This window comes from Actinomadura sp. RB99 (genome assembly GCF_014706005.1).
Taxonomy (GTDB): domain Bacteria; phylum Actinomycetota; class Actinomycetes; order Streptosporangiales; family Streptosporangiaceae; genus Spirillospora.
Genome location: NZ_JABMCA010000021.1, coordinates 120,317 through 137,123, shown reverse-complemented (window position 1 = coordinate 137,123; position 16,807 = coordinate 120,317). Strand labels below are relative to the sequence as shown.

The window sequence follows — 16,807 nt, the reverse complement described above, 5'->3', positions numbered from 1 at the left end:
CGAGCAGAAATCCCGCGAATGGAAACTCGCCGCCCAGCGCATGGCCACCGCCGTCTCCGGCATGAGCAAGGTCATCGGCGAATCCCACGACATCCACCTCGGCGCCGAACGCCAGAACACCACCATGTGGAGCGCCTGACCCTCCACCGCCAGACCAGGGACCCCAACCGCTCCCCTATCCTTCCGACCGCCTGAGCCGTGAACTCCCGCCCCCACCTGGCCCGGTAAGGACGACCCCCATGCCCCCCGAAGACCCTCCGCCCAACCTCACCCAACTCCCCCTCCCCCACGGCTCACTCCCGGGCACGAGCCCCCGGACAACCACCGCTCCGCAACCCCTCAGTCACCGCCCCCAGGCCGCCCATCCTCTGGCGCCGGCAAGTACGAGGTCCGCCGCCTCGAACTCCTCAAGGTCGCCGACGAGATGCGCAACGACATCAAAGCCGTAGGCCAGACCGTCGAGGCCCTCAAAATTCGGGTGCACCAGGTCGGCGACTGGGCTGTAGCGCAACAACCGCCGGCCAGAGGCAACGGCGCTTACACCAATAGAGAAGAAATCAACACCAAGATCGATGTCACGTTTCGGGCGCCTTCAAGCCGTCGGCGAGGAAAGTGAGCACTTTGATTCACAAGACCGAGCGCGGGCGACAAGCACTTAGATTCGCTTCACTTGTTGCCGTGTTCTCGATGAGCGGAATCACCGGCTGCAACGGTGGTTCATCAGACCCGTACCGCATTAGTGCAGCGAAAGAAAACCTTCAGCCCCTGCCCTCTCTGGAAGAGTCCGGACCTACAGCAGGCCGATGGTCTCCTGTGTGGAGAGTCACGAGTAAAATTGCAGACGCGTCCTTCGAGCTGACCGACGGACTGATCATGCAAGGGTCTGCAAACGGAATCGACACCTACGATGGTCGCACGGGAGCGCTTCGCTGGCGAACGGCAGGGAAGGGTTTTTCCCATATAAGAGGATACGAAGTGAGCGCCACTGTTATCGTCGTTGTGACCAGTGCCCAACAATGGATTGGTATCGATGCGAGCAACGGGCGTATTCTGTGGCGACACGAGGGCCTCGGTTCCCTGACTACAGATGCCTTGCGCGGCCCGACGACAGCAGGAACCGTGCCGGCGGTGACGCCGAGCAAGGCTGGCCAGAAGCCAACGCTAGTCGGAATAGACGCCCGAACTGGGCGTATCAACTGGCGACTCGATCGGCAGAGCCTGGCGGGATGTTCCCCTAACGCCGAAGCCCTGCGACAGGGAATCGGCCAGGGGCATCAGGGAGCATGGGCAGGCGGACATTATCTGGCATTTCCTGCAGAATGCACCGGGAAAAACTCCCTCTTGCTCCTTAACACGGAAACCGCGAAAATTGCCTGGCGGTATGATCTCTCGTCGGGAGACAAGATTCCTCCGAGCACTTTTCCGACCGCCTACATCAACGGCGTCGCATCGGACGGCACAACTTCGATCACCGTTTCCGAGCAGACGACGATCATCACGCCGGATGGAAGACGCCCACTTCACATCGGAGCCCTTCCCGCATCCAACTACAGCCGACTCCCTCCGCTACTGACCGCTCAAGGGAAAGCATGGGTGCCTTATTTCCTTCCCCGGAAGGGAAAAATTGGCCAACTAGTGATAGATCTTCGGAGCGGACGCCTTGTCCGTCGCCTTGCCGAACGGTCCGACCTTGCAGGAGATTCTCAACTGCTGTCAGCGTTCGACGGCAAGAGAATCTACCTGCAAGGCATACCCGGTGTATTTTCCGTCACCGATGCAGAAAAATCGACAACGACTACCATAACCGTCCCTTCCACTCATCTGGCCAACCCTACGTGGATGCTCGCCATGGCCGATTCACTCTACCTGGCCGGCAACTCCACCGGTACTGAATCAGCGCCGTCCACAACGATCACACGACTGAAGTAAGTGGGAGTCCGACAATGACCGGCGGAAAAGGATTTTCGGTCTTCTATCCCGCTCTGATGACCACTGCCAGGACCTTTGCACAGTCAGCGAGCACCTACGAGAGCCTGATGCCGGATGAGGGTCTCCCCGCGCCGCGCAGCGGTAGTGATCTACTTGATCAAGCGATGAAGCTGACTCTCAGGGCAATGGGCGGCGCGCATAACATCATTGCCGATGTCGTTGACCAACATGCGTTCAAGCTTGCCGATTCTCATCGATCGTATTCGACAGCGGAAAGTGACATCATCGATGCGATCCTGAACAACGTCTTCACGAAGCCGGCCTTGCGCAATCCGCCCGGCGGACAGGCTGCTGGGACAGTAATGGAGATCCCAGAGCTGGGGAAGTTCAAACCAAGGCCTCTTCCAGCGTCGAAGGCGCCGCTTCAGAGTGTTCCTCCAGTGAGCTCACTACGGTACTGGTCCTACGCGACTGGAGGTTCCCAAGGACGCCCCGATGGGGCGATAGGAGACCCTTGGATAGGCGGCGATATCGCTGCTTTGAGCAATCTCGGCGTGCAGCTGTCCACTTTTTCCGCCCAGACACAACCGATCACCGAAGACCTGATCGCTTCGGTGCGTCACCTGTTGCGTGGATCGGGGGAATGGACCGGTACGGGCGCGACGAACTTCGCTCGATCATTCTCCTGGGACGCAGCTAACATGCGCATCCTTCAAGAGGAGGTCGCCGAAGCGTTCTCCACGGACGTCATCGGTCTCGCTTGGGACCTCTACGGATGGCAAGGACAACTCGAAATGTACGCCCAGCCGCTGGTCGACGCGGGCTGCAGGGTCGAGTGCGATGGCGTCGACTTCGTCGTCGCCACAGACCACAAGGTGAATTATCGAGATGCACTGGATACGCTCAACAGCGCCTACCACCAGATTAAGAAGTATGCAAAAGAAGCCAGAGACCAAGTCACCCACAATGTTACCGACTACTATAGGATAGTTTACGGCATTCTCGACAGCTACCGAACGGACAATAGCGATGTGTACCACACCACGGATCTGAATTCCGATCAGGGTAAGAAATTGCAGGGATATGTCGATGATCTTGACAATCTCCGAAAAGAGGCTAGAGCAAGTGGGGATGCTGGCCTGCAATTGGACTTCGTCTCCGGCGGTAAATGGGCCTTGCAGAAGGTCGCCAGCACCGGGCCATGGTCGGTCGTCGCCCAGCCGATTGTCGAAGGCATTCTAGCCCTTCTCTCGGGAGAAGGTGGATGAGGAGCGCGCAAGGAGATGGGTGAATTTCTTTCGGCCGATTACGCCGGATTCGAGAACGTGTATGCCGGGTTCACGGCAGCGCTAGATGAATACGACAAGACGCTGGCGTCTCTCGATCACGAGCTGAGAACCTCTCTGCGTGAATGGTCGGGTGATGCGCGAGAGTCTTACATCGAGAGACATGAGGAGTGGATGGCGGCCAGCCGTCGCATGCACACATGGCTTCGCGATCTCCGGATTCTCATCGGCCATTCTCACAGGACCCTGAAGGCCGCCGATGAAAAGGCCGCTAAAAATTGGCCGACTTAACTTGCATGTGAGGTACGCATCACGTCCCGCGTACGGGATCGGCAGGATTCGATCTCGTCCGGCCCGGGGCTGCTTCACCTTGTCCGGTCGGGCGAGGCGGCTGGGTCACCGGTTTCATCCAGTCGGAACCACCTATGGAAACGATGGATGAGGCCCGCTTTCGTCGTTGGACAGGATGCTAGCCGGAGGACTGGTTCCTCGTGTCTGTGAGCTTGGCCAGCTGAGTGGGCGGGGTGGTGGTCGCGGTGGGGGTGGATCGGTGGGGCTGGCTGCGGGGTGGCTGGGTGGGTTTGTGGAGGTTCGTGGGCAGTGGGGGTAATCGCGGTAGGTGGAGGGGCTGGTGGGGCCCCGCCCCGGGCTTCGGGTTGGTGGAGTGGGCTTCGGTTGGGGGGCGGCTGGGCGGGAAATCGGGTGGGCATGGAGATACCGCGGACTCTGGTCCTCAGCGGGCACTTTCCGCCGGAGTCGGGTGGGGTTCAGACGTTCACCTGGGAGCTGGTGCGGCGGCTGCCCGCCGATCGGGTGGTGGTGGTCGCGCCGGCGCGGGCGGGGGCGGCGGGCTTCGACGCGGGGGTGGGCTTTCCGGTCGTGCGGCGGCGGGGGTACCTGCTGGTCCGGGGGCTGCGGCGGCTCGTCGAGACGTATGGGGTCGACGCGGTGTGGATCACGGCGGTGGCGCCGTTCGGGCTCTACGCGCCGCTCGTGCGGGCCGCGGGGGTGGGGCGGTTGATCGGGTCGACGCACGGGCAGGAGCTGGGGTGGTTCCGGGCGCCGCCGACGCGGGCGGCGCTGCGGGCGGCGGCGCGGTCGTTCGACGCGGTCACGTATCTCAGCCCGGGGACGCTCCCGGGGTTGAGTGAGGTGGTCGGGGACCGGGCGCGGCTGGTGCAGATGGCGGGCGCGGTGGACACGGGACGGTTCCGGCCGGGGCTGGACGGGGAGCGGGTCCGGCGGCGGCACGGGCTGGGGAAAGGGCCGGTGGTGTTGAGCGTGGCGCGGCTGGTGCGGAGGAAGGGGCATGACGTGCTGCTGCGCGCGTGGCGGGACGTGGTTCGCAGAAGGCCGGACGCGCGGCTGGTGATCGTCGGCGACGGGCCGATGCGGGCGCGGCTCGCCGAGGCGGCGCGTCGGGCGGCCGGGACGGTCACGCTGGCCGGGACGGTGTCGGCGGCGGACCTGCCGTCCTACTACGCGGCCGCCGACGTGTTCGCGCTGCCGTGCCGGGACGCCAGGTGCGGGTTGCAGACGGAGGGGCTCGGGCTGTCGGTCCTGGAGGCGTCCGCGGCGGGCGTGCCGGTCGTGGTGGGACGATCGGGCGGCAGTCCGGAGGCCCTGGTGGACGGGCGGACGGGCGTGCTGGTCGACGCCGAGGGCCCGGACGAGCTGGCGCTCGTGCTGCATCGGCTGCTGGCGGAGCCTGGACGCGCCGCCGCGATGGGCGCGGCCGGGCGGGAGTGGGTGTGCGGAAGATGGAGCTGGGACGCCGCCGCGGCCCGGCTCGCGGCGCTGCTGGACGACGGCCCGATCCGTGATCGTCCCGTCGGCGACGACCCCCGGAGCCGGACCCCGTGGACGGGAACCGTATGGCGTTCAAGGAGCAGCTGACCCGGCGGGACTTCCGGCGGCTGATCGTCGGCCAGACGGTGTCGGCGCTCGGCGACTGGATGGGCACGCTCGCGCTCATGTACTTCGTGCTGGAGCTGAGCGGGTCGACGACGGCGGTCGGCGGGGTGCTGGTGCTGCGGCTGCTGCCGTCCGCGCTGGGCGCCCCGGTGGCGGCGCGGGTGGTGACGCGCTGGCGCCGGCGGAGCGTGATGCTGACGTCCGACCTGGTCAGGGTGGGGATGGCGGCGGCGCTGCCGGTGGTGCCGGGGCTGTGGTGGGTGTACTTCTGGGCCTTCATGATCGAGGTCGTGGGCCTGATGTTCCTGCCGGCGCGGGACGCGGCGATCCCGTTCCTGATCGGGGAGGGCCGGGAGGAGGGGAAGGACGACCACGACACCGGGACGCTGGAGCTGGCGAACGGGATCACGATGGCCACGTCGTACGGGATGATCCCGTTCGGCGCGGGGATGTTCGGGCTGATCCTGTGGATATCGGAGCAGGCCGGGTGGGGCGGCCACTGGCGGTACGTGCTGGTGTTCTGGCTGGACGCGCTGACATATCTGGCGTCGTGGCTGGCGGTGCGCGGGATCCCGGACCTCGGGCCGGGGCCGGGCGAGAAGGCGGCGATGGAGCGGGACGAGCGGGAGGCGGGCGAGAAGCACGGCTTCGTCAACGCGCTGAGGCTGCGGGTGGTGCGGGCCGTGCTGCCGGGGATCGCGGTGGTGGCGCTGGGGCTGGGGGCGCTGTTCTCGCTGGGCGTGGTGTTCGTGAAGGGCGTGATCAACGCGGGGCAGATCGGGTTCGGGGCGCTGGTGGTGTGCTTCGGGGTGGGGGCGGTGGTGGGGCTGCTGCTCCTGCACCGCAAGGCGGGGAGCCTGCTGACGCAGGTCCGGGTGGCGACGGCGGTGCAGGGGGTGGTGATCGCGTCGATGGGCGGGCTGGCGTCCAAGCCGTGGTCGTTCGCCGGGGCGGTGCTGTTCGGCGCGGCGGCGACGAGCGCGCTGGTCGGCGGGATCACGTACCTGCAGGAGAGCCTGGGCGGGGTGGACCGGAACCTGGCGCTGACCGCGTTCCACGCGGTGCTGCGGTTCGGGCTGGCGCTGGCGGCGCTGCTGGCGGGCGGCGCCGCCGACCTCCTGAAGGAGGCCGGCGGGCGGCCGCTCGGCATGGTCCCGGCCCAGTTCGTGCTGATGCTGTCCGGCCTGGTGGTGCTGGCCGGCACCTTCCTGATCCGCGCCCCGAAGGCGCGGGAGCCGGCCGCTACCTGACCGGGACGGGGTCGGACGGCGCGTCCTCCAGCGGCTGCTCCGCCTCGCCGCGGGTGTTGGCGGCCCGCAGCGCGACGACCGCGGCGGCGGCGAGGAAGATGCTGCAGGCGAGCAGGGCGCGGGAGAACCCGCCGGTGAGCGCGTCCGGCATCGGCCTGCGGTCGGCGACCAGGTCGTCGGTGCGGGCGGTGGCCAGCGCGGAGAAGATCGCGAGGCCGAGCGCGCCGCCGAGCTGCTGCGAGGCGTTGAGCAGCGCGGCGGCGATGCCCGCCCGGTCCGGGGCGACGTTGGCGTTGGCGGCCGTGGTGATGGACACGAACGCCAGGCCGAGCCCGAGGGAGGCGACCATGAGGCCGGGCAGCAGGTCGGTGAGGTACGCGCCGTCCACCGGGATGCGGGACAGCCAGTAGACGCCGCCGCCCGCGAGCAGCAGCCCGGCGACCATCACGGGACGGGTGCCGATCCGGGCCAGCAGCTGCGAGGAGATCCCGGCGGCGATGCCGACGCCGAAGCACAGCGGCAGGTACGCGGAGCCGGTCTTCATCGGCGAGTAGCCGAGGACGTTCTCCATGTAGAGGCTGAGGAAGAAGAACATCGAACTGATCCCGGCGACGGCCACCAGCATCGCGACGTCGGCGGCGCCGAGCCCGCGGATCCGGAAGATCGACAGCGGCAGCAGCGGGTTGCGGCCGCGCTGCTCGTTGAGCAGGAACGCCAGCAGGATCACGGCGGCGCCGGCGAGGCCGCCGACGGTGCGGGCCGCGCCCCAGCCGACGTCCGGCGCCTTGACGATCGTGTAGACGAGCAGCAGCATCCCGGCGGTGACGAGGACGGCGCCGAGGAAGTCGAAGTCGGCGAGCCGCGCGCTGCGCCGGTCGCCCTCGACCAGCAGGAACAGCCCCGCGATGACGATCACGCAGACGGGCACGTTCACCAGCATCACCCAGCGCCAGCCGGGGCCGTCGGTGAGCAGCCCGCCGAGCAGCACACCCGCGGCGGACGCGCCGCCGGCGACGCCGCCCCACACGCCGAGCGCCTTGCCGCGGTCGCCGCCCTCCTTGAACGTCGTGGTGAGGATCGACAGGGTGCCGGGCAGCATCAGCGCCGCGCCGATGCCCTGCGCGAACCGGGCGCCGACCAGCATCCCGGACGTCTGCGCGAGGCCGCCGGTCACCGACGACAGCGAGAACAGGACGGTCCCCGCGACGACGATGCGGCGGCGGCCGAGCAGGTCGGCGAGGCGCCCGCCGAGCAGCATGAACCCGCCGTAGGTGAGCAGGTATCCGGACGGCACCCACTGCAGGTCCTGGACGGAGAAGTCCAGGTCCTTGCGCATCGCGGGCAGCGCCACGTTGACGATCGAGGCGTCGATGAAGTCCAGGAACGCGATCGCGCACAGCAGCGTCAGGGTGATCTTGCCGCGTCCGGTCGCGAGAAAGGACGGGCGGGCGTCCGTTGTCGCCATGGTCATGTCTCCAGGTCTCAGGCGCTCGCCGGCGTCTGCCAGCGGGGCGCGCGTTCGTAGCGGGGCCGCCAGACGGCCCGGTAGAGCAGCCGGACGGGCGGCGGGACGATGCCGAGGACCTTGCGGCGCGTCTCGTCCTCGGCGCCGTCGAGCAGCCAGGGGAAGAAGCTCGCGGCGCCGCTCATGCCGAGCTTGCTGCGCTGCTCGGCGCCGAACGCGTCCCATTCCTTCTTGGTCATCAGCTTCTGGACGAGCGGGAGCGCGAGCTCCTCCTCGTGGTCGCAGTGCGCGGTGAGGCCCTGCGCGAGTTCCGCCGCGCGCGCGGCGAGCACCTCGGCGGGCGAGGACGTCTTGATCGCCGTGTCGACGCCTTCCAGCAGCCCGTCGAGGGCGTTGTGCTCGGCCTCCATCTGTTCGAGGACGGCGGTGTCGGCGACCCGGTCCTTCAGGACGGGCCACAGGTGCGTGTCCTCGGCGGTGTGGTGGACGTGCAGGAAGGTGCTGAAGCGGTCCCAGCCGGCGCGGAGCGCGGGGTCGGGGACGTCCCCGGCCTCGGCCATGGCGATGAGCCGGTCGAGGTCGCGCTGGAAGGCGTCGTGGACGGCGTACATGAACGAGACGTCGATCCGGTCGCTCGGGCCGGATCGCGTCCGCGTGCTCGGTCGCGTGGTGCGGCTCATGGGTTGGCCCCCTAGTGTCTTGCCGGGATTGGCCCGGTCTCGCCAGCAAAGAGGGGCGGCGGGGCGGCGAATGTGACACCGGACGGCGGGGATGAGGTCCACGTCACAATCCGGGCGTTGATGTCACACTTTCGGGGGTGCGGCCCCTCTAGGGGGTGAGCGCACAGGAGGTCGACCCATGCCCGATGGCACCGCCGAGGACACCGCGACGCGGGTGTTCGCCGATCACCGGGAGCTGCTGTTCTCGGTCGTCTACAACATGCTCGGGAGCGTCGCGGACACCGAGGACGTGCTGCAGGACGCGTGGCTGGCGTGGGCGGCCAGGCACGGCGACGGCGCCGCGGAGGAGATCGGGAACCCGCGGGCGTACCTGGTGCGGATCGCGGTGAACACCGCCCTGGCCCGGCAGGCGCTGATCAGCCGCCGCCGCGAGACGTACGTGGGGCCGTGGCTGCCCGAGCCGCTGGTCAGCGACGCGGGCACGGAGGACTCGGCGGAGCGGACCGAGGCGGTGTCGATGGCGCTGCTGGTCGTGCTGGAGACGCTGACGCCGCTGGAGCGGGCCGTCTTCGTGCTGCACGAGGTGTTCGGGTACCCGCACACGGAGATCGCGGGGATCCTGGACCGCAGCCCGTCGGCCGTCCGGCAGCTGGCGCACCGGGCCCGCGAGCACGTGCACGCGCGCCGTCCCCGCTACCAGGCCGACCCGAAGGTGCAGCGGCAGGTGACCGAGCGGTTCCTGCGGGCGGCGCTGGGCGGCGACATCGAGGACCTGATGCGGCTGCTGGCGCCGGACGTGACGCTGTGGACCGACGGGGGCGGCAAGGCGCGGCCGGCGGCGCTGCGCCCGATCCAGGGCGCCGACCGTGTCGCCCGGACGATCACGGGCGGGACCGGGCGGGAGCGGTGGCCGCTGGAGATCCGGTACCGCACCGTCAACGGCGACCCGTCCGCGGTGCTGTTCGACGACGACGATGCGCCGTTCGGGGTGATGGTCCTCGACCTCGACCCGGACGGCGACCGGATCCGCGGCATCTACGCGGTCACCAATCCGGACAAGCTCGCCCATATCGACGAGCACCGCTGAGAGACGCGGTCCGCCGCCGGGGGCCGCGGCGGCGGACCGTCCCCCTTTTCCGGCCCCGCCCCCTCGCCCGGACGGCCCCCGAGCAGCCCCGCGCGCAGCCCGAAGGCAGCCCCCGAGCAGCCCGGGACCGGCTCCGGGAGCGGCTCCGGGAGCAGCTCCGGGGGCCGATTCGGGCAGGCCAGCGTGGGTAGGGGGTCATCGCGATCTTTCGCGGCCCGGAGGCGCCGGGCGCGGATCGCCCGACCGTTATGAGCCTTCTCGGGATGATCTTCGCCGTGGTGGCGGCCGCGTTCACCGGACTCGGCTTCGTCGCCCAGCAGCATGCCGCCTACCGGGAGCCGCTGGAGGAGATGCTGCACCCGCGGCTGCTGCTGCACCTGCTGCGCAGCCGGCTCTGGCTGGCCGGCATCGGCACGATGATCGTCGGGCAGGTGCTGTTCGCGGTGGCGCTGAACCTGGCCGACATCGCCGAGGTCGAGCCGCTGCTGGCGAGCAACCTGATCTTCGCGCTGGTCGCCGCGCACCTGATCTACCGGGAGCGGCTCGGCCGCGCGGAGTGGCAGGGCGCGATCCTGTTCACCGCCGGCGTCGCGCTGTTCCTGACGATCGGGGAGCCGCACGGCGGCGCCGAGCCGAGCACCCTGTCCCCGCGCTGGCTCGCCGGCGCGGTGGTGCTCGGCCTGGTCGGCCTGCTGACGATCGCCGGCCAGCACCGCGACCTGCGGGTCCGCGCGATCACCCTGGCCTGCGCGGCCGGGCTGCTGTACGGCCTGCAGGACGCGCTGACCCGCAGCGTCCTGCTGCTGTTCGACCACGGGATCTGGCAGGCGGCCCGCGACTGGCAGCCCTACAGCCTGGTGCTGATCGGGGCGACCGCGCTGCTGTTCTCGCAGAGCGCGTTCGACGCGGCGCCGCTGCGGATCTCGCTGCCCGCGACGACGGCCGCCGAGCCGCTGACCGGCATCGCGCTCAGCATCGTGATCTTCGACGAGCGGCTCCGGGTGTCGGTGGGCAGCCTGGCGCTGGAGGCGGTCGGGCTCGCCGCCATGGTCGCCGGGATCGTCGTCCTCGGCCGGTCGCCCTACCTCGGCAAGCCGGGCGACCGGGCGGACGCGCGGAAGAACGGGGTGGGGTGCTGATGCTCTCGGTGCTGTTCGCGGTCCTCGCCGCCGGCGCCAACGCCCTGGCCTCCGTGCTCCAGCGGCAGGTCGCCAAGGGCGCGCCGGACGAGCACACGTTCCGGCCGTCGCTGATCCTCGACCTGCTGCGCCGGCCGGAGTGGCTCGGCGGGATCGCCGCGCTCATCGCCGCGTTCCTGCTCCAGGCCGCCGCGCTGGACCGGGCCGGGCTGGCGCTGGTCCAGCCGCTGCTGGCGGCGGAGCTGCCGTTCACGATGCTGCTGCTCGGCTGGCTGGTGCCCGGAGCCTTCCGCAACGTGCCGTGGGCGGCGGTCGGCGCGCTCACCGCCGGGCTCGCGGCGCTGCTCACCGCCGCCTCGCCGTCGGAGGGGCCGGGCCGTCCCGGCCCCCTCGGCTGGGCGATCGCCACCGGCGTGACGGCCGGCCTCGCCGCCGGGCTGATCATGGCCGCCTGGATCGTCAGCGGCCCGCTGCGCGCCGTCCTGCTGGGCGTGACGACGTCGCTGGGGTTCGCGCTCACCGCCGCCTACATGAAGACGGCCACGCAGACGATCACCGACTCGGGGCTCGGCGCCGCCTTCACGTCCTGGGAGCTGTACGCGATGGTGGCGACGGGCGTCGCCAGCCTGGTCCTGCTGCAGATGGCGCTGGCCAGCGGCACCCTGGTGGTGGTGCAGCCCGCGCTCACGGTGACCGACCCGGTCGCGAGCATCTGCCTGGGCGTGTTCCTGTTCGACGAGCACATCCGCACCGGCGGCTGGGTCGCGCTGGAGCTCGCCGGGATCGCGCTGATCCTGGTCGGCAGCATCGGGATCGCCCGCTCCCCGGTGCTGCACGAGCAGCACACCGTCAGCCGAGCGCCGCACACACGGTGCGCTCCGCGGACTCGGCGCTGAACAGCGCGTCGACCCGCGCGGCGCGGGTGCGGCGCAGCGCGCCGTCCTCCAGCCGGTCCAGCGCCTCGACCAGCTCGGCGGGCGAGTGCGCGTAGACGCTGAGGCCGCCGCGCGCCATGGCCAGCGCCCCGTCCCGCCCGTGGCCCGGGATGGGCCGGTAGGAGATCACCGGCAGCCCGCAGGCGAACGCCTCCCGGCACGTCATCCCGGCGGCGTTGTCGACCAGCGCGTACGCGCCCGCCATCAGCTCCGCGACGTCGTCGCGCCAGCCGAGGGCGGGGGCCAGCCCGGTGCCGAGGATGCGGCGGCGCAGGTGCCCGTTGCGGCCGCACAGCACGACCGGCCGGTACCGTCCGGACGCCGACAGCACGCCGGCCGCCTCCACCACCCGCCCGACGCCCCACGCGCCCGCCGAGATCAGCACGACCGGCTCGTCCGGGCCCGCCCCGGACAGCTTGCGCAGCCGCTCGCGGCCCTCGGGGAGGTCGCGGCCGTCTCGGCCGTTGCGGACGCCGGGGCGGCGGAACTCGGGCGGCACGAGCGGCGCGCACATGGTCGCGGGACGTCCCGTCGCGGCCGTCACCGCCCGCGCCGCCGCCTTGTCCGGGCACAGGTACCGGTCGTTGCCGGGATGCAGCCACATCCGGTGGACGGCGAAGTCGGTGACCAGCACCAGGGACGGCGCGTCCAGTCCTCCGGCCCGGCGCAGTCGCCCGGCGGCCTGCGCGGCGACGTGGAAGGTCGACACGACCGCGTCCGGCGGCAGTTCCCGGACGCGCCGCTGGAGCCGCGCGGCGATGAGCGCCGTCAGCGGCGAGGGCGGCGGCGGGCGCAGCGGCCCGGGCCGCCGGGAGACGAAGAACGCCCGGTAGATCGCGGCGTAGAGCCACGGCGCGGACCGGATCGCCCCCGCGTAGGCGCGGCGCAGGGCGTGTCCGAGCCGCAGCGGCACGAGGTCCAGCACGTCCACCACGGACACCTCGACCCCGTGCGGGGCGAGCCGCCGTTCGAGCTCGCCGGCGACCGCGTCGTGACCCGCCCCCATGCCCGCTGTGAGAATTAAGAGTCGCTTGCCCATTAGATGGGACCCCCCTGTGCAAGATGGTCATGTGCACACAGATTTCCGGGCACGCCACGTCCCCGCCGCGGTCGCCGGGCCCGTCGCCGGGCTCGCCGCGGTGCTGACGGCGCACGCCCTGCCCGCGGCGACCTGGCTGGCGCCGGTCCGCCGCTGGACGCCCCGGATCGCCGGCCGCGGCTTCCCGGACCATGTCGCGCTGACGCTGGACGACGGCCCGGACGGCGCGTCCACCCCGCTGTTCCTCGACGAGCTGGCCCGGCTCGGCTGCCGCGCGACGTTCTTCGTGCTCGGCTCGATGCTGCGCCGCCACCCGGACGTCGGGCGGCGCATCGCGGCCGAGGGGCACGAGCTCGGCGTGCACGGCTGGAACCACGACAACGCCCTGGTCACGCGGCCGGGGCGGGTGTCGGCGGAGATCGCCGGGACGGTCCGGACCATCGAGGCGGTGTGCGGCGTGCGGCCCCGCTGGTACCGGCCGCCGTACGGGGCGCTGAGCGCGGAGGCGCTGCTGGCGGCGCGCCGCAACGGGCTGCGGCCGATCCTGTGGTCGGCGTGGGGGCGGGACTGGACGGCGTCCGCGACGCCCGAGTCGGTGCTGGCGACGCTCTCGCCCGGCATCGCGGGCGGGGCGACGCTGCTGCTGCACGACAGCGACGTCACGTCCGCGCCGGGGGCGTGGAAGTCGTCGCTGGGGGCCCTGCCGAACGTGGTGACGGTGTGCCGGGACGCGGGGCTCACCGTGGGCCCTCTGCGCGATCACGGGATCCCGGCCTGATGTCCGCGTCCCCTGGCACCCCTGTCACACGGAATCTTCTGCCCCTGGGCGCCGCAGGTATGTGAACGGAACCGCCCGCTGCCACCTTTGCCCGTTTTGTGCGTTTCGCCCCCTGAATGCCGGTTACAAGTCGTTGAGGGAGATTCTCCTATGGGGGAGGAGATGTCATGAGGGATCGCAGAAGGTCCACTGGAAGGGACTCGCCGGCTCCCGGCGAGGGCACGCCGATGACGGGCCCCGGGCGCGACATGCCCGGCCACGAGCACGACATGCCCGCGCACGACATGCCCGCGGGCCGGGGCGTGCCGGCCGCTTCCGCCGCACCAAGGGAAGGTGCGATGGAACGCGAGCAGTTCGCTCTCTGGGAGGACCGTACGCGGGTCTCCCTGACGCCGATCGCGGCGCCGTCGATCCTGGGCCTCTTCGGGCTCGCCGGCGCGTTCATGGTGGTCGGCGCATGGCAGGCGAACTGGTACGGCACGGCGCTCACGCCGCTCGTGCTCTTCCCGTTCGTGCTCACCTTCGGGGGGCTGGCACAGTTCCTCGCGGGCATGTGGTCCTACCGGGCCCGGGACGGCCTCGCCACCGCCGTACACGGCATGTGGGGCGCGTTCTGGATCGGCTGGGGCCTGCTGTTCCTGCTCGTCGCCGTGGGCGCCTATCCACTGGCACTGGCACCACGGATCGGAGCGGTCAACCAGGGCTTCGCCTTCTGGTTCATCGCGCTCTGCGTGATCACCGGATGCTGCGCGCTGGCCGCGATGGGCAAGAACCTCGCCATGTCCGCGGTCCTGTGGCCCCTCGCCGCAGGGGCGGGCTTCACCGCCGCCGGATTCTGGGCCGGCTCCACCTGGCCCCTCCGCGTCGGAGGCTGGCTGTTCGTCATCGCCGCGGCGATAGCCGTCTACACGGCGGCCGCGCTGATGCTCGAGAACAGCTTCGGACGGACGATCCTGCCGCTCTTCGCGTTCCGGGGAGGCCAGAACATTCCGGGACGCCGCGCCAGCCGTCCGCTGGAGTACCGCTACGGCGAGCCGGGCGTCAAGATCGGTCAGTGATCCCGGCACTCCGTGCCGCGCCCCGTCCCCGACCCAAGGGGTCGGGGCACGGGCATGCCCGGAGACTTTACCCAGCTCACGGAAGTTTTACGTTTCCGCTCGCCTATTCTGGGCGTCGTTCCATCGGCGCTTGGAGGGAGCGGGATGCGATCGGCGTTTCGGAGGACGTGGCGACGGGTCGTCCAGGCCTACCAGCTGGCGTGCGCGCGCGACGACGCGGCAAAGCGGAAGATCACCGTGCCGAGCGGGGTCTGGGTCTGCGACCACTGCCATGAGGCCCTGCTGGAGCTGCACGCCCTCCGCGAGCACGTCCGCACCCAGCACGCCTACATCTGAACCCGGCCCCCTCCGGGCATCGCCGGCCTGGCCCCACGGTGGGCACGGTGATTCACTGGAGGCGTGGAAGCCGATGATCGCGTGCCGCTCGGCGCGCGCGTCGTCGGCCGGGCGGGGATCGCCGGACGGACGGTGGTCCTCGCTTTCTGCGCGGCCTTCGCCCTTCTCCTCACCGCCGTCGGCGCCGGGATGGCCGTCAGCGGCATCGGAAGGCTCGGCGACACGTCCGGCGCCTCCGGCCGGGGCACGACGATCGGCGGGACCGTCCTCGCGGCGAAGCAGGAGACGACCGGGCCGCAGGGCGGCAGCCGGATCAGGCGGATCGAGGTCCGCTTCACCGCGCCCGACGGCACGGTCCGCTCGTTCTGGGAGACCGGCGACGCCGACGTCGGCGACACCATCGCCGTCCACTACGACCCGGAGCATCCGGAGAGCTTCACCACCCACTCCGCCGGCGAGCTCCGGACCCTCGGCGTCCTCCTGATCGCCATGGGCGCCGCCCTGGTGGTCCTCATGCCGCTGCTCCTCGTCAGGCTCGGTCTCGAAGTCCACCGCGCACGCCGCCGCGGGCACGCCTGACACCTCGTGACCTGGCAGCCCGCGGAGCTCCGCCCACAAAAGCTATTGACAGTAGCCAGATGGCCAATTAGATTAACCGGTATCGCTCCGCATCCCAGAACCCGGAAGATCCCATGCGCCTCGCACCGAACCTGTACCGCCTCGGCAACGACATCGTCGCCTCCTACCTGGTCGACACCCCCGAGGGCATCACGCTCATCGACGCGGGCCTGCCCGGCCACTGGCGCGACCTCCAGCGCGAACTCCGCACCCTGGGCAAGTCCGCCGACGACATCCGGGGCCTCATCCTGACGCACGGCGACTCCGACCACATCGGCTTCGCCGAGCGGCTGCGCAGCGAGCACGGCGTCCCCGTGTACGTGCACGCCGCCGACGCCGCCCGCGCCCGGACCGGCGAGAAGCCCAAGACCCCGTTCGGCAAGATGCGCGTCGGCCCGACGCTCGGGTTCCTCGGGTACTCGATCAGCAAGAACGGCCTGCGCACCCGCTACGTCTCCGAGGTCACCGAGATCGGCGACGGCGACGTCCTGGACCTGCCCGGCGCCCCGGCGATCATCGGGATGCCGGGGCACTCCCCCGGCAGCGTGGGCGTGCACGTCCCGGCCGCCGACGCCGTCTTCGTCGGCGACGCCCTGACCACCCGGCACGTCCTCACCGGCCGCACCGGCCCGCAGCCCGCGCCGTTCACCGACGACCCGGACGAGGCGCTCGCCTCCCTCGACCGGCTCGCGGGGCTGGAGGCGTCCTGGGTGCTGCCCGGCCACGGCACCCCCTGGCAGACCTCGCCGGCCGAGGTCGCCGAAGCCGTCCGAAAGGGCTGACCGCCCGCCGGGCACGTAGACCGGGCTGCCGCCTACCCGCGCCGACGGACGCCCGGACGGCGTGCGGAACAAGTGGAACGCCTCCTCCGTCGGTGCGGGGACGGGCGACCGGTGCGCGCCGGACATGACGTCGCCACGCCGCCTACCGGCAACAATGCCCGGCCGCCGCGCCAGCGGAAACGCCGTCGCCCGCGTAGGCGGCCGGAGGAGCGGCAGGCACAGAGCCAAGTCGGCGACTCCCCCCGAACCCGCGGGCGCTGCGGATGGACAGCGAGACCCTCGCCGAGTCGCTGATCGAGGCGATCGGCGCGGCGCAGGACGGCGCGCGGGACCGCGTGCAGGAGATGGTGACCGAGCTGATGGCCGCGACCGGGCTGCCGGCAAAGGTGGACACCGAGGCGGTCCTGGAGAAGGTCGGCGCGATCGGCGACGCGGCGCGGCGCCGGTTCGACGAGCACCACGACGACCTCAACGAGGCCCGCCGCGCCTTCTGACCCCCGGCCCCGGCCGG

The 16,807-nt window shown here is 70.6% G+C and carries 18 protein-coding genes; 15 read left to right on the top strand and 3 right to left on the bottom strand.

Annotated elements, in window-relative coordinates; genetic code table 11:
- Positions 1-424 precede the first annotated feature (424 nt).
- The 6 genes from amrb99_RS20585 (at position 425) to amrb99_RS20560 (ending at position 6,379) form a co-directional block, all read left to right on the top strand.
- Positions 425-616, top strand: coding sequence for a hypothetical protein (locus tag amrb99_RS20585; protein ID WP_190858314.1), 192 nt, complete (start codon positions 425-427; stop codon positions 614-616).
- On the top strand, positions 613-1,929 hold the full coding sequence (locus amrb99_RS20580; RefSeq protein WP_206700027.1) for a PQQ-binding-like beta-propeller repeat protein: 1,317 nt from the start codon (positions 613-615) through the stop codon (positions 1,927-1,929). The genes amrb99_RS20585 and amrb99_RS20580 overlap by 4 nt, the downstream gene beginning before the upstream one ends.
- Positions 1,930-1,943: 14 nt before the next feature.
- Positions 1,944-3,197 carry a DUF6317 family protein gene (locus amrb99_RS20575; RefSeq protein WP_190858310.1) on the top strand — a complete coding sequence of 418 codons (1,254 nt, stop codon included), beginning with the start codon at positions 1,944-1,946 and terminating at the stop codon, positions 3,195-3,197.
- Positions 3,198-3,212: 15 nt separating this feature from the next.
- Positions 3,213-3,506 carry a WXG100 family type VII secretion target gene (locus amrb99_RS20570; RefSeq protein ID WP_190858308.1) on the top strand — a complete coding sequence of 98 codons (294 nt, stop codon included), beginning with the start codon at positions 3,213-3,215 and terminating at the stop codon, positions 3,504-3,506.
- A 417-nt stretch (positions 3,507-3,923) separates the two neighbouring features.
- Positions 3,924-5,111 (top strand): glycosyltransferase family 4 protein, encoded by a 1,188-nt coding sequence (locus amrb99_RS20565; RefSeq protein WP_190858306.1) that lies wholly within the window; start codon positions 3,924-3,926, stop codon positions 5,109-5,111.
- Positions 5,075-6,379: an MFS transporter gene (locus tag amrb99_RS20560; RefSeq protein ID WP_190858304.1), complete on the top strand. Its 1,305-nt coding sequence runs from the start codon at positions 5,075-5,077 to the stop codon at positions 6,377-6,379. The genes amrb99_RS20565 and amrb99_RS20560 overlap by 37 nt, the downstream gene beginning before the upstream one ends.
- On the opposite strand, the gene amrb99_RS20555 is transcribed toward amrb99_RS20560, so the two are convergent.
- Together amrb99_RS20555 and amrb99_RS20550 are read right to left on the bottom strand one after the other, a co-directional pair.
- A complete protein-coding gene (locus amrb99_RS20555; RefSeq protein ID WP_206700026.1) occupies positions 6,372-7,844 on the bottom strand; it encodes an MFS transporter in 1,473 nt (490 codons plus the stop codon). The two genes, amrb99_RS20560 and amrb99_RS20555, sit on opposite strands and share 8 nt — an antisense overlap.
- A gap of 17 nt (positions 7,845-7,861) precedes the next feature.
- Positions 7,862-8,524, bottom strand: a complete 663-nt coding sequence (locus amrb99_RS20550; RefSeq protein ID WP_190858300.1) for a hemerythrin domain-containing protein — start codon at positions 8,522-8,524, stop codon at positions 7,862-7,864.
- A 178-nt stretch (positions 8,525-8,702) separates the two neighbouring features.
- On the opposite strand from amrb99_RS20550, the gene sigJ reads away from it, so the two are divergent.
- The 3 genes from sigJ to amrb99_RS20535 all read left to right on the top strand — a co-directional run bounded on the left by sigJ (position 8,703) and on the right by amrb99_RS20535 (position 11,646).
- Positions 8,703-9,611 (top strand): RNA polymerase sigma factor SigJ, encoded by a 909-nt coding sequence (gene sigJ / locus amrb99_RS20545; RefSeq protein WP_190858298.1) that lies wholly within the window; start codon positions 8,703-8,705, stop codon positions 9,609-9,611.
- A gap of 263 nt (positions 9,612-9,874) precedes the next feature.
- Positions 9,875-10,750, top strand: a complete 876-nt coding sequence (locus amrb99_RS20540; protein ID WP_190858296.1) for a DMT family transporter — start codon at positions 9,875-9,877, stop codon at positions 10,748-10,750.
- Positions 10,750-11,646, top strand: a complete 897-nt coding sequence (locus amrb99_RS20535) for a DMT family transporter (RefSeq protein WP_241755743.1) — start codon at positions 10,750-10,752, stop codon at positions 11,644-11,646. The genes amrb99_RS20540 and amrb99_RS20535 overlap by 1 nt, the downstream gene beginning before the upstream one ends.
- On the opposite strand, the gene amrb99_RS20530 is transcribed toward amrb99_RS20535, so the two are convergent.
- Complete coding sequence (locus tag amrb99_RS20530) at positions 11,600-12,691, bottom strand: hypothetical protein (RefSeq protein ID WP_241755737.1); 1,092 nt, start codon at positions 12,689-12,691, stop codon at positions 11,600-11,602. The two genes, amrb99_RS20535 and amrb99_RS20530, sit on opposite strands and share 47 nt — an antisense overlap.
- Before the next feature lie 64 nt (positions 12,692-12,755).
- On the opposite strand from amrb99_RS20530, the gene amrb99_RS20525 reads away from it, so the two are divergent.
- The 6 genes from amrb99_RS20525 (at position 12,756) to amrb99_RS20500 (ending at position 16,790) form a co-directional block, all read left to right on the top strand.
- A complete protein-coding gene (locus amrb99_RS20525; protein ID WP_347256763.1) occupies positions 12,756-13,502 on the top strand; it encodes a polysaccharide deacetylase family protein in 747 nt (248 codons plus the stop codon).
- Between the two features lie 167 nt (positions 13,503-13,669).
- The gene (locus amrb99_RS20520) at positions 13,670-14,560 is read left to right on the top strand and encodes a GPR1/FUN34/YaaH family transporter (RefSeq protein ID WP_190858288.1); all 891 of its coding nucleotides are present in this window, start codon (positions 13,670-13,672) and stop codon (positions 14,558-14,560) included.
- A gap of 144 nt (positions 14,561-14,704) precedes the next feature.
- The gene (locus amrb99_RS20515) at positions 14,705-14,896 is read left to right on the top strand and encodes a hypothetical protein (protein ID WP_190858286.1); all 192 of its coding nucleotides are present in this window, start codon (positions 14,705-14,707) and stop codon (positions 14,894-14,896) included.
- Positions 14,897-14,959: 63 nt separating this feature from the next.
- Entirely contained in the window at positions 14,960-15,475 is a 516-nt protein-coding gene (locus amrb99_RS20510) for a DUF3592 domain-containing protein (RefSeq protein WP_190858284.1), read from the top strand.
- A gap of 113 nt (positions 15,476-15,588) precedes the next feature.
- Positions 15,589-16,296 (top strand): MBL fold metallo-hydrolase, encoded by a 708-nt coding sequence (locus amrb99_RS20505; protein WP_190858282.1) that lies wholly within the window; start codon positions 15,589-15,591, stop codon positions 16,294-16,296.
- A 263-nt stretch (positions 16,297-16,559) separates the two neighbouring features.
- Positions 16,560-16,790, top strand: a complete 231-nt coding sequence (locus amrb99_RS20500; protein WP_190858280.1) for a hypothetical protein — start codon at positions 16,560-16,562, stop codon at positions 16,788-16,790.
- Positions 16,791-16,807 lie beyond the last annotated feature (17 nt).